The sequence below is a fragment of the Pedobacter sp. genome, assembly GCF_045628745.1.
Classification (GTDB): Bacteria; Bacteroidota; Bacteroidia; order Sphingobacteriales; family Sphingobacteriaceae; genus Pedobacter.
In genome coordinates, this window is the sequence record NZ_JAZQPU010000418.1 from 1 (window position 1) to 12,667 (window position 12,667).

Consider the following 12,667-nt stretch of genomic DNA (forward strand, 5'->3'; position numbering starts at 1 on the left):
CTTCCCTTCGTACAAAGGATATTTCTTATCTTTTTTATCTAATACAAGATGTAGAGCAGCTCCGTTTTGATCTTTACCCCACAAAATGATCCTGGATGCTGAAGGCCTGGCATAATTTAACACGAATTTCTCTTGTTGGTATACTTTATTTTTATTTTGCAAGGTTAACGTATGCTTCACGGTGTCGGCTTCATAATAATAATGTCGCCTGCCGCCACCCGTTCCTGCGGATTCATAAGTGCGGTCTACATCTTTCACCTGTTTACCTCTGCCCGCCTCTCCATGTACTTTAAAGGTATTAAAAACGCTAAAGGATAGTGTAGACCATTTCTCGAAGGTGACATCCTGCCACCGTACTGAATCTACGGGTGAATAAGGGATTTCTTCCTCGTTTACTTTAAAGGAAGTGACGTCATAAAAGCCCCTTGCACCGGTTAAACCTGCCCGGGAGGGAACTTTATAAGAATCATGTTTGTAATTGTCCCAGTGAAGGTAAGCGCTGGTAAGCATTAAAGTCAATCTTTGACCGCTGACCCTAATTACCGCGCCTGGTGGTGACAATGACTACTCCATTGGCTCCACGTGATCCGTAGATAGCAACCGCACTGGCATCTTTTAAAATTTCAATACTTTCTATGTCTGCCGGATTGATATCTGCCAATGACGATGTGCCACGGTCTTGCGCAATATTCTGTAAACTTGAGTTGTTAACGAATACACCATCTATCACATATAAGGGGTCATTACTAGCGTTAATGGAAGTTGTACCCCTCACCCTGATGAAAACATCTGAGCCCGGTACTCCTGTATTACTGCTGATTTGTACACCACTGGCTTTTCCTTGTAACTGCGCATCAAAGCTGGCTTCAGGAATATTTTTAGTTTCTGCGGGATTGATTTTTGATACAGAACCAATCAGGTTTTTCCTCACCTGTGTGCCATAACCTACAACAACAATTTCATTTAAGGCTTTGACATCTTCGTGCAACGGTATTTCAATCGGACTGCCAGTAGCCGTAATTTCAGTTTTGGTATAACCGGTATAAGTGATGATCAGTATGTATGGAAATTTCTGTCCGGTTACAAAGTTAAAACGACCCTTGTCGTCTGTTCTGGCCACATGTGTAGTACCTTTCAGTTGAACGGTAACACCTACCAGGGCTTCTTTGGTTTTTGCATCCCTAATCGTTCCCTGTAAAGTAGAATTAATTAAGGGAGGTGGCTCTGTCTGTGCCCTCAATTTCAGTGAGTTGAAAGAAAATAACAGGAACAGGAATGCAATAGCAAATAAAGAATTCACCGAAATACTACTTCGGGTGTAATTTTTCATAATTTTGAATGTTTTTGTTGATGATTCAATTCATTAATAAAAGCGGAAATGAAAATCAGTGGTGATTGGCGTTACTGGCTGATTTCATTTATTATTAGCCGACAGGACTCTCCTGCCGGCTTTTTTATAGGCAGTATTTGGTCATGAGCTTTTTTAGCAATAGATTAAAAAGAAAGAAAATTATTGTGGAGTATTAACTTTTTAGCAACAATAATAAAGACTGTATATGTAGGTATATACTTTGGTTAACAGGTGTGAACTAGGAGTAGAATTTTTCATTTGTTTGCCTTTCTAAATGGTGTGGTTCGGTTTGTTGAGACAAATATAATATTAATCTACTAATTTACTAGACTTTTTTAAAAAAGGTAAAAAAAATCCGGCATTCAGGAGAAAACCGGATTTGTAAAATCAGCTATGAGCATCAGACCGTCCAGATACCGAATAAGCCATTGTTATAATCGTCGTAGGCCTGATGAATTTCTTCCATCGTATTCATCACGAAAGGGCCATGTGAAAGAATAGGTTCTTTAAAAGGTGTAGCATGGCCTATCAAAACTATACTATCTTCTGTGGCCTCAATTTGCACCAGCTTTCCTTCAGGTAAGAATTCTACAAGATCATGCATTTTTGCCTCTTGTTCATTGACTTTAACGGCACCCTTTACCACATAGAAGAAAATATTTCTTTCCGGAGCGATGGCTGTTTTATAAACACCATTCTTTTGGAGGGTAATTATGCCCAGGGTAATATCCGTACGTGGAGAAAAAGCACCTTTCATTCCATTCCAGGTACCCGAAATTAAGGCTAAAGTTACCCCTTCTTCAATGGTAAAACTAGGGATATCTTCTTTCTGCAAACCTATATATGCAGGTTCAACCATTTTATATTGCGAAGGCAGGTTTACCCAAAGCTGCAATATTTCAAGATTGCCGCCCTGCTTTTTAAAGATTTCAGAAGAAACTTCCGCATGGATCAAGCCCTTTCCGGCAGTCATCCATTGAACGCCACCCTCATTAATGATACTTTCAGCACCATTATTGTCTTTATGGGCAAGGTCGCCTTCCAGAATAAAGGTAACAGTTTCAAAGCCCCTGTGGGGATGTGGCCCAAAAGGTAAACCGCGGTTATTCTCCGGATAAACCTGGTGACCATGGTGGTTAAGAAATAAAAACGGATCGATGTACTCTATCGATTTTGTCGGTAAGGCTCTAAAAGTTATTAAATCTGCTATAGGAGCACTTTCCGCCTTGTGGGTACGTTTGATAATTCTCATAATTTTTTAATTAATCTATCTCACATTGATGTTTACACCTTAAAATACAGTTGGACAAATCAGGATTGATCTTCCCTTATGGACTTCAATCCTTTCGTCCACCTGATCACTTCTTTAAACATTCCCGTGGCTGCTTTAATGGAAATCTCACTAGCTTGAAATTCATTTTGATCATTGATCTGCTTTTGAAAAAAAGGAATGTTCACCGACTCATAGATTGGAACCATTTTAAAAGTTGACAAGTCTGACTTTAAACTATTTGCCGCTCTTGTACCTCCAGAAACACCACCGTAACTTACTATTGCCGCAGCTTTATATCCCCATTCCTGATAGAGATATTCTAAAGCATTTCTTAAAGGCGCAGGGTAGTTGAAATCATATTCTGCAGTCACAAAAATAAAGGTATCCGCTTCTTCAATCCTGGCACTCCATTGTTTGGTATGTTCGTGCTCATATTTTTTTAACACAGGATGTTGGGCCTCATTCATCATGGGCAAGTTGATTTCACCAAGATCAAGGACCTCCACTTCAAAATTGCCATTTTTCATTGCCTGATTGGCAATCCAGTTTGCAATCAAAGGACCTTTCCGACCAGGACGAACTGAAGAGGATATTATTTTAAGCTTGTACATGTACTTCTATAAATTGATGACTATTTATATTAACTTAAAAAAAGACTATTTGTTCTTATTTCTGTTTAAATTCTCCATCTGCTTTGATTTTCACTTCATCACTTAACATTGGCGCGGCGAATTTAGGGCCAATACCAAAATCAGAGCGTTTAATAGTGCCTGTTAACTGGAAACCTGAGGTCTTAGCTTTAGTTTTGTCGTTTTCGATTGTGCCCCTGTACCAAAGATCCATCGTTACTTGCTTAGTTACCCCATGCAGCGTAAGGTTGCCCGTTAGCTGGTATTTATTATCAGCAACTTTTTTTATTGTAGAACTTTTGTAAGTCATTGTAGGATAGGTTTCCACATCAAAGAAATCAGCACTTCTTAGGTGTTTATCGCGCATTTCCACATGGGTATTGATTGAGGCTACCTCTACAGATAAATCAAAAACAGCATCGCTAAAATCTGCTTTACTGCTTGTTGCTGTAGCCACAAATTTATCAAATGACCCATCAACATCAGAGATACCCAGGTGAGTAATGCTGAATGCCAATTTAGAATGGTTAGGATCTGAAGTCCACACATTTTGTGCTGCTACAGATTGACTGAAAAGCGTACTGCCTGTTAAGGCTGCAATTAGGAAAACTAAAGACTTTTTCATTATAGGTTAAATTATAAAATTAATAAATAGGCTATATGATCATCAAGGTACCATTTGATTCTGATATAGCTATGGTTAATGTTAATTTTCATGAATCGCATGGCAACGTGGTGACTTATAACGGCAAATGTTTTTCAAGACAAGAGTACTAAAACCTTTATGGACAACGCGATGTTAAAGTGATTGATCACTTGATTACCATAAAAAATAAAAGATAATGAAAACACTAATCGTTTTAACATCTCATAGTGAACTTGGAAATACTGGCGAAAAGACAGGATTTTGGATAGAAGAATTTGCAGCGCCTTACTATGTAATGGCAGATGCAGGCGTGGAGATCACCCTTGCTTCGCCAAAAGGAGGACAACCCCCTATAGATCCAAAAAGCGCTGCACCTGATGCACAAACTGAGGCTACCAAACGCTTTGATCAGGATACGGCCTTAAAAGATAAGTTGGCGCATACGGTAAAATTAAACGACATTAATGCTGCAGATTTCGATGCGGTATTTTATCCTGGTGGCCATGGTCCCTTATGGGATTTAGCCAACGATGCAGACTCGATACAATTGATACAAACCTTTTTAGCGCAACAAAAACCAGTAGCTTTGGTATGCCATGCGCCAGCGGCATTAGTGCATGTTAAAACAGCTGATGGCGACCCATTGGTTAAAGGTAAACTCGTTACCGGATTTTCAAATTCGGAGGAAGAAGCCGTGCAGCTCACTGCTGTGGTACCGTTTTTATTGGAAGATGAATTAAAAAGACTGGGTGCCATCTACAGTAAAGGTGCCGATTGGGGCTCTTATGTCATCAAAGATGGCTTGCTGATTACCGGGCAAAACCCAGGTTCTTCTGCCGAAGCGGCCGAGGAATTGTTAAAAACACTCAAAAATGAAAGGTGATTTAACTTTGGCATCATATTAGCCCATGTTAGTGATTATGATTAAAAAAACATATACCATCATTTTATTAGCCATCGTCATGCTTGCCAGTTCTTGTTATACACAACAAACAGCAGGTAGAAGCGGTAAAATCCCACCCGGACAGGCCAAAAAGAGAACAGGAGCAAAATCTGCAAAGCACTATGCTCCTGGTCACCAGAAAAAGAGACATTAATTTAATTAGTAAAGGGTCCTATTGTTTAATGCGATAGGACCCTTTTTAGTTAACTTATAGTAGACTTAAAGATTACTTAGTAATTAGCTATTAAATAGATGAGGTTATTTTTTACCAGTGATCACCTTCACCGCATAAGCAAGGGCAATTCCCTGGCTATCTTGCTGAGGTGATAAAACCTGAAACAACTCCTCTCTAACTTTATTTTTAACCTCATCAGCAGCTTTTTCCATCAGCATAACCACCAGGGGTGTAACAGAATAAATAAATTCCCAGTATTGATCAGGACTGGAAAAGTTTAACTTCCCCGTCAGCTCCTGTTCGCTTACATCTTTAAAGCCCGCATTAGCCATCAGCTCTGTCATTAATCCTTTGGGACTACAACGAAACATTCCCGGAGAATTTGCCGGAGTTACGGGTATTTCCACATGTTTGCCGATGATGCCTATGATGGTGGAAATCCAGGGATTCTGGTCGGCAGGACCAAAAACAGAAGTAGACATTTTACCGCCTGTTTTGAGCACCCTAAACATTTCATTAGCCGCTAATTGCATATCAGGAAAGAACATGAAACCCATGCGACAGCTTATTGCGTTAAAATGCTCACTTTCAAAGGGAAGCTCCTGCACGTCAGCGACCTGTACCTCGTAATTTTTCAATCCCAGGGCGGCAGCATTTTCTCTCGCAACGGCTAACATATTTTCTGAAAGATCAATACCGGTTACCTTGCCATTTTTTGCAAGGCTGGCAATGGTCATGCCTGGTTCACCCGTTCCAGTGGCCACATCTAAAACTTGGTCATAATCTTTGATATCCAACTGCTCAATAATTACTTCTCCAACAGGCTTTAAAAAATTTTGTACAAAATGATCCCACTGTTTCCAACCAGTGGAAAACTTATTCCATACTTGCTTTTGCTGGTCAAGTATGTGCTGATTGATAGTTTCCATATCTAAATGATTTATAAGACTATACGTAACTAAGGAGCAACTGAAGGGGGAAATTGTTTTTCGCCTGTCCCTGCATTTACAAATAATTTAGGTTAGAAAATAAATCAGCATAAATTATTTTTCTGACTGCAAAATTGTGTTAAATTACAGTACCAAATAAAATCAAACGATTAAGCATGAACGAATTCCAAATCAAAAAATCAGACGTTGAGTATGATGCAATTATTGTAGGATCGGGTGCCGGAGGTGGCATGGCAGGCTATGTGCTGGCACATGCAGGGCAGAAAGTACTCATGTTAGAGGCAGGTGCTTATTTTGATCCCAGAGTAGATGCCCAACAACTCAAATGGCCATGGGAATCACCCAGACGTGGTGCAAGTACAGTAAGACCTTTTGGAGATTTTGATGCCTCCTACGGTGGATGGGAGCTTGATGGAGAACCTTATACACAAAAGGAAGGAACTGAATTCGCCTGGTTCCGTTCCAGAATGTTAGGGGGAAGAACAAATCACTGGGGCCGTATATCTCTAAGAATGGGGCCTGATGATTTTAAACCTAAAGATGGACTTACCGATGACTGGCCCATTACTTATACAGAACTCAAGCCCTATTATGATAAAATAGACCGGTTAATTGGCATATATGGCACCGTGGAGGGCATTGAAAGTGAACCAGATGGTATTTTTATGGCACCACCAAAGCCAAGGCTCAATGAGCTCTTTATAAAAAAAGCAGCACAGCAAACCGGTGTAAAAGTTATTCCTGGCCGGGGTTCGGTCTTAACCGAAGCATTGCCGGGAAATAAAGACCGAGCACCCTGCTTTTATTGTGGACAGTGTGGCAGGAGTTGTAAAGTATATGGCGACTTTTCTGCTTCTTCCTGTTTGGTGATTCCGGCAGAAAAAACAGGAAACCTCAAGGTCATCACCAATGCCATGGTGAGGGAGGTTTTAACCAACAAAGCAGGCTTGGCCACTGGTGTTTCTTATATTGACAAAAATACCCTCGAAGAACACCAGGTGCGTGGCAAAGTAGTGATTTTGGGCGCTAGTGCCTGTGAATCTGCGCGGTTATTACTTAACTCTAAGTCTGTTGCACACCCCAATGGGCTGGCCAATAACAGCAATGTTGTAGGTAAATACCTCCATGATTCTACAGGTGCCAGTTTAAGCGGCTTTTTACCTCAATTATTAGATCGTAAACGTTACAATGAAGATGGCGTAGGCAGTGTACATATTTACTCACCCTGGTGGCTGGACAATAAAAACCTTGATTTCCCCAGAGGATACCATATTGAATATGGTGGTGGTATGGGCATGCCGACTTATGGTTTTGGTGGAGGCATACAAAACCGCAATGCCTTAGTTCCGGGTAAAGATGGCAAGAAAAAGGAAGCCGGCGGCTATGGTGCGGGTTTAAAAGATGATTACCGTCGTTTCTTTGGTTCTGGCGTTGGCATGGCCGGTCGTGGCACTGCCATTGCCAGAGCTACCAATTATTGTGAAATAGACCCTAATGTAGTTGATAAATATGGAATTCCGGTATTGCGATTTCACTATAAGTGGGCTAAAGAAGAAGTTAACCAGGCGAAACATATGCAGGAAACTTTTCAGGAGATGTTCCATGCCATGGGTGGCCTCATTACTTCAAAGATTCATGGCCCTGAGGATAATTATGGATTGGAGGCACCCGGGAAAATTATCCATGAAGTAGGAACGGTAAGAATGGGCGATGATCCTAAAAAATCTGCTTTGAACAAATGGTGTCAGGCACATGATTGCAACAATCTTTTTGTAGTGGATGCCGCTCCATTTGTGCAACAAGGGGATAAAAATGCAACATGGACTATCCTTGCCTTATCTATGCGTACGGCAGAATTTATATTGACACAAAAGAAAAAATTAAACCTTAGCTGATCAAGAAATGAACAGAAGAGATTCACTTAAGGCCCTTGGCTTAACAGCCATCAGCACGGGCGTATTATTGGAAGCCTGTAAACCGGGAGCCGACAAAAATGAAACTGCTACAGCAGAAAAAACTGTTCATGAGGCCGGACGGGAGCGTTTTGAGGTAGAACGTGATAAAGCGCTAAATGAGGCGAAATTTTTTAATGCCCACGAGATGGCTACCATCACCATCCTGGCAGATATTATTATTCCTAAAGATGGGAAATCGGGCAGTGCCTCAGATGCCAAAGTGCCGGATTTTATAGAATTCATTGTAAAGGATATCCCCTCAAATCAAACCCCTATGCGTGGTGGTTTGAAATGGCTTGACATACAAAGCTTCAACCGCTTTCAGAAAAGCTTTAAAGATGCCTCAGCCGCAGAACGAATTGAAATTGTGGATGATATTGCCTACCCTCTTCAGGTGAAACCCGGCATGCAGCAAGGTATTTCTTTCTTTAACCTTATGAGAGACCTCACGGCATCTGGATTTTTTACCAGTGAAATGGGGGTTAAAGATTTAGGCTATGTAGGCAATGCACCAAACCAATGGACTGGGGTCCCTCCAGAAATATTAAAGCAGTATGGTTTTGATCAATCAGCTTAAATAAAATTGGTTTACTCAATCGGATGCAAATACGACAATATGCTGTATAACCGGCAATATAAATGATGTTTTTATGTAATTATAAAAAACCAAAATATCATTGTCTTGTTTTTTAAGCATACATTATACAATCAAGGGACTTAGATCATGAGTATAGAAATAAACCATCCAAATTATAATCTGACCAAAACTAAAGAAGAAAATATAGACGAAGGTTATATTAATCCACTTCCACGAGCCGTCATGAGACCGAATTCGTTTTTATTACTGGACGGCGATTGGAAATTCTCATATGACTCTGAAAACCTTGGAATTACGGATCACTGGTATATAGCACATAATTTTAAGGCGGAGGCACATTGGCCAGGAAGCGTGGAAAATCACATGTCGAAAAACTACCCTGATGAAAAGCTTTGGCATGACACCGTGATTGTATGGTATGAAAGGGAATTTCCTTTACCAAGACTTTCCGATGATTATAAATGTCCCCATTCTCAATTACAGCTTACATTTGGGGCCTGTGGCTATAAAACTCAAGTGTGGTTGAATGGAATAGCCCTGAAAACGATAGAAGGACAAGACGTACATATAGGCAGCAATACTTCCTTTTCCTATGAACTGGATGAAACGATGCTGAAGCAGAACAATAAACTGACAGTCAGAATTTCGGGTACAATGGACGCAGATACGGCCAGGGGAAAACAAGAGTCCTCTGTTTATAAACGAGGAGGAATTTGGTACCAGACTTATACCGGTGGTGTGAGGAGTATCTGGCTGGAAACAATAGAACGCAACAGACTAAGATCCAGAATAGATGTAGTGAGCCTGATTGAAGAAAACCTGGTTAGGTTTAACTTCACCACGCGCATTCATAATCCCGGTCTTTACAAGATCAGGCTAAAAGTTTACAACAGAAAACAAGAATCACCAGATCCTATTGCTACTGATGAATATGATTTGGTACTGGAAGCAGGCCAGAAACCACAGCGATTGGTAATGAAACTTCCAGACGCCACTTATTGGAGTCCTGAAACGCCTCATCTATATAGACTGATTGCACAATTAATTGATGAAAATGCCTATACATCAGAAATAGAAGCCAACTTTGGACTGCGTAAAATAGAAGCTATAGGTACTACCATTTACTTGAATAATAAGCCTATTTACCTCAATGGTATTCTTTACCAGCCTGGCATAGCCAACTACGACGAGATTAAAAGGCATATGCTTGCCATGAAAAAACTAGGCTGTAACCTGGTGCGCATCCATATTGCGGGCGTAGATCCACGCATTTATAATCTCGCCGATAAAATAGGCATGCTATTATGGGTCGAAGTACCCAGTCCGCACCGTTCAACAGATAAAAGTCGCAAAAACCATAAGGAAGAGCTGCTTAGAATGCTGGCCCTAATGAACACGCACCCCTCCATTATTATATGGGGCTTATATAACGAAGATTGGGGGGCCCAGGATATTGCCACCAATACAAAGACGCAGGAATACATTATGGGAATGTATCATTATATGAAACTTGCACATCCACAGTTTTTAGTTGTAGATAATGATGGATGGCACCATTATTCTTACCAGGGCAGGCTAAAAACAGATTTGCTTACCGCACACTTGTATACGCCTGACATAGAGAGATGGAGCTTATTGTTAGATAAGTTAGCCTACGGCCAGATGAATGATGTTGCAGCTTTTCCTATGATTGTTGGAGATCCTTTTTTTTATCGCAAACAGATACCGTTAATAGTAAGTGAATGGGGCGGATTTGGATTTCCTGATTATGGTGGCCCAAAAGACGACGATGAGCGGACAAAACAAATCAAGCTGTTCAAAAAAGAGATCAGGAAACGCCAATTTGCTGGAGATGTTTACACCCAGGCGACCAATATTGAAGATGAACGAAATGGTTTGATTGACTTTCAAACCGGGGAACTGAAAGTCCCTGAGGGATTGTTTAATGAGGAGAATTATGTGCATGCACAGAATAACGGCACTATGTAAGGTATACAGCACTATGACACAAATAAATATTTGTCCACCTGTTGTTGTGATATTATAGCTATCTTTCATTCGGACTTTCTTAAATAGAAAATCCCCAAGAGGTATGAAAAGAATTCCTTTTTTTACTATATTAATGTTGTGCAGCATTATTATAGCCTGTAAAAACTCAGAAAAAGATATGGTTAAATATAAATGGCCTAATGCCATAGCACCTGTGGCTGACATGAAACCTCATACCCGGGAACTACATGGTGACACAGTGGTTGACAATTATTACTGGATGATTGATTTTTTTAAAAACGGTCCAGACAGCAACAAGGTGGTAGAATACCTCACTGCGGAGAACAAATACCTGGATACCATGATGAGTGGGACTAAAACTTTCAGGGAAAACCTTTTTCAAGAGCTAAAGGGCCGTATCAAAGAGAAAGATGAATCTGTACCGGTATTTCACAATGGTTATTATTATTACTCAAGAACTGAAGATGGTAAGCAATATTTCAAGTATTGCAGAAAAAAAGGAAACCTGGATGCACCGGAAGAAGTGCTGCTTGATGTTGATGAAATGGCAAAAGGCCTGCCTTACTTTTCTGCCAGCGGCATGAAGGTTAGTCCTGATAACAAGCTACTTGCTTATGGCGTTGACAAAGTTTCCCGCAGACAATATACGATACATATCAAAAATCTGGAAACCGGGGAGATCTTTAAAGATGCCATTCCAAATACAGAAGCTGATGCAACCTGGGCAGCGGATAATAAAACCCTGTTTTACACCGCAAAGAATGAGGTAACCTTGTTAAGTGAGAAAATAAAAAAGCATAAACTGGGTACAGATCCAAAGCTGGATGAAGAGGTTTATCATGAAAAAGACAACAGCAATTACATTGGTGTGAGCAAAAGCAAATCAGGAAAATACATCTTCATTTATTCAGGTGCTACACTCTCTTCAGAAATGCGGATGTTGGATGCGGCAACACCCGATGAGCCTTTTAAAGTTGTACAACCAAGAATGAAAGAAGTGTTGTATGAGATGATTCCCCTTGATGATAAATTTCTGATTCTGACTAATTGGAAGGCTAAAAACTTCAGGGTAATGGAGTGTCCACTTGATAAAACCGGCAAAGAAAACTGGAAAGAAGTTATTGCCCACCGCAGTGATGTGCTGGTAGAAGGCATTGAAGAATTCAAAGATTTTGTGGTGGTTAAAGAGCGCAAGAATGGTTTAAATGAACTTAGAATCAGGAACAAAAACGGATCGGAACATTATGTATCTTTTGAAGAACCTGCTTATAGGGTTGCTGTTGCTGCAAACCCGGAATACAACAGTAAAAATTTGCGCTTTATTTATACTTCCCTAACTACCCCCTCTTCTACCTATGATTATAATATGGAAACCAAGGCGAAGACCTTGAAGAAAGAGCAGGAGGTTGTTGGTGGTTACAACAAGAAAGACTATACTACCGAAAGACTTTATGCCACTGCAAAGGATGGCACAAAAATACCTATCTCTTTGGTGTATAAAAACACATTTAAGAAAAATGGCACCGCCCCTCTTTTATTGTATGGCTATGGCTCTTATGGTGCCACTATGGATGCAGCCTTTTCAAGCACTACATTAAGTTTGCTGAACAGGGGTTTTGTGTATGCTATTGCGCATATCCGTGGAGGCCAGGAAATGGGCAGACAGTGGTATGAAGATGGTAAACTGATGAAAAAGATCAATACTTTTACCGATTTTATTGCCTGTGGCGAGTTTTTGATTGCAGAAAAGTATACCGGAAAAGGTCATTTATATGCACAAGGTGGCAGTGCGGGAGGATTATTGATGGGCGCTGTAGTGAACCTTAGACCTGATTTGTGGAATGGGGTGTTAGCGCATGTACCTTTTGTAGATGTAGTCAACACCATGCTTGATGAAAGTATCCCACTCACCACCAATGAGTTCGACGAATGGGGTAATCCTAAACAAAAAGCGGCTTATGACTATATGAAAAGTTACTCTCCCTATGAAAATGTAAAAGCACAAAACTACCCTAATATGTTAGTGACTACAGGTTTGCATGATAGCCAGGTACAATATTTTGAACCCGCCAAATGGGTGGCCAGGTTAAGGGCTACCAAAACGGATAACAATGTTTTATTGCTGAAAACCGATATG

11 protein-coding genes and 1 pseudogene are annotated in these 12,667 nt (G+C 40.5%); 6 read left to right on the forward strand and 6 right to left on the reverse strand.

Annotated elements, in window-relative coordinates; translation table 11 throughout:
• The 5 genes and pseudogenes from ACR2F7_RS15060 to ACR2F7_RS15080 form a co-directional block, all read right to left on the reverse strand.
• Positions 1-510 (reverse strand): annotated as a pseudogene (locus tag ACR2F7_RS15060) (hypothetical protein); the annotation flags it as partial.
• A gap of 25 nt (positions 511-535) precedes the next feature.
• Positions 536-1,330 carry a TonB-dependent receptor plug domain-containing protein gene (locus ACR2F7_RS15065; RefSeq protein WP_432714370.1) on the reverse strand — a complete coding sequence of 265 codons (795 nt, stop codon included), beginning with the start codon at positions 1,328-1,330 and terminating at the stop codon, positions 536-538.
• A gap of 421 nt (positions 1,331-1,751) precedes the next feature.
• A complete protein-coding gene (locus ACR2F7_RS15070; protein WP_432714371.1) occupies positions 1,752-2,603 on the reverse strand; it encodes a pirin family protein in 852 nt (283 codons plus the stop codon).
• A gap of 59 nt (positions 2,604-2,662) precedes the next feature.
• On the reverse strand, positions 2,663-3,235 hold the full coding sequence (locus ACR2F7_RS15075; protein WP_432714372.1) for an NADPH-dependent FMN reductase: 573 nt from the start codon (positions 3,233-3,235) through the stop codon (positions 2,663-2,665).
• A gap of 55 nt (positions 3,236-3,290) precedes the next feature.
• Positions 3,291-3,878, reverse strand: coding sequence for a YceI family protein (locus ACR2F7_RS15080; RefSeq protein WP_432714373.1), 588 nt, complete (start codon positions 3,876-3,878; stop codon positions 3,291-3,293).
• 217 nt (positions 3,879-4,095) lie between these two features.
• Here ACR2F7_RS15080 and ACR2F7_RS15085 point away from each other — a divergent pair, with 217 nt between their 5' ends.
• Complete coding sequence (locus ACR2F7_RS15085) at positions 4,096-4,782, forward strand: type 1 glutamine amidotransferase domain-containing protein (RefSeq protein ID WP_432714374.1); 687 nt, start codon at positions 4,096-4,098, stop codon at positions 4,780-4,782.
• 37 nt (positions 4,783-4,819) lie between these two features.
• Complete coding sequence (locus ACR2F7_RS15090; protein ID WP_432714375.1) at positions 4,820-4,996, forward strand: quinol oxidase subunit 4; 177 nt, start codon at positions 4,820-4,822, stop codon at positions 4,994-4,996.
• Between the two features lie 104 nt (positions 4,997-5,100).
• Here ACR2F7_RS15090 and ACR2F7_RS15095 read toward each other — a convergent pair whose 3' ends face one another.
• Entirely contained in the window at positions 5,101-5,946 is an 846-nt protein-coding gene (locus tag ACR2F7_RS15095; protein WP_432714376.1) for a class I SAM-dependent methyltransferase, read from the reverse strand.
• A gap of 176 nt (positions 5,947-6,122) precedes the next feature.
• Here ACR2F7_RS15095 and ACR2F7_RS15100 point away from each other — a divergent pair, with 176 nt between their 5' ends.
• From ACR2F7_RS15100 to ACR2F7_RS15115, 4 genes are all read left to right on the forward strand, one after another.
• Positions 6,123-7,862, forward strand: a complete 1,740-nt coding sequence (locus tag ACR2F7_RS15100; protein ID WP_432714377.1) for a GMC oxidoreductase — start codon at positions 6,123-6,125, stop codon at positions 7,860-7,862.
• Positions 7,863-7,869: 7 nt separating this feature from the next.
• Positions 7,870-8,499, forward strand: a complete 630-nt coding sequence (locus ACR2F7_RS15105; RefSeq protein ID WP_432714378.1) for a gluconate 2-dehydrogenase subunit 3 family protein — start codon at positions 7,870-7,872, stop codon at positions 8,497-8,499.
• A gap of 147 nt (positions 8,500-8,646) precedes the next feature.
• Entirely contained in the window at positions 8,647-10,509 is a 1,863-nt protein-coding gene (locus ACR2F7_RS15110; protein ID WP_432714379.1) for a sugar-binding domain-containing protein, read from the forward strand.
• Positions 10,510-10,687: 178 nt separating this feature from the next.
• On the forward strand, positions 10,688-12,667 hold a 1,980-nt coding region (locus ACR2F7_RS15115; protein WP_432714380.1), incomplete at its 3' end, for a S9 family peptidase.

Bases quoted from the DNA above. Each gene is read 5' to 3' on its own strand.
- ACR2F7_RS15095 (WP_432714376.1), bottom strand. From the start codon at position 5,946: ATGGAAACTATCAATCAGCACATACTTGACCAGCAAAAGCAAGTATGG.
- ACR2F7_RS15100 (WP_432714377.1), top strand. From the start codon at position 6,123: ATGAACGAATTCCAAATCAAAAAATCAGACGTTGAGTATGATGCAATT.
- ACR2F7_RS15080 (WP_432714373.1), bottom strand. From the start codon at position 3,878: ATGAAAAAGTCTTTAGTTTTCCTAATTGCAGCCTTAACAGGCAGTACG.
- ACR2F7_RS15090 (WP_432714375.1), top strand. From the start codon at position 4,820: ATGATTAAAAAAACATATACCATCATTTTATTAGCCATCGTCATGCTT.
- ACR2F7_RS15070 (WP_432714371.1), bottom strand. From the start codon at position 2,603: ATGAGAATTATCAAACGTACCCACAAGGCGGAAAGTGCTCCTATAGCA.
- ACR2F7_RS15110 (WP_432714379.1), top strand. From the start codon at position 8,647: ATGAGTATAGAAATAAACCATCCAAATTATAATCTGACCAAAACTAAA.
- ACR2F7_RS15105 (WP_432714378.1), top strand. From the start codon at position 7,870: ATGAACAGAAGAGATTCACTTAAGGCCCTTGGCTTAACAGCCATCAGC.
- ACR2F7_RS15075 (WP_432714372.1), bottom strand. From the start codon at position 3,235: ATGTACAAGCTTAAAATAATATCCTCTTCAGTTCGTCCTGGTCGGAAA.
- ACR2F7_RS15085 (WP_432714374.1), top strand. From the start codon at position 4,096: ATGAAAACACTAATCGTTTTAACATCTCATAGTGAACTTGGAAATACT.
- ACR2F7_RS15065 (WP_432714370.1), bottom strand. From the start codon at position 1,330: ATGAAAAATTACACCCGAAGTAGTATTTCGGTGAATTCTTTATTTGCT.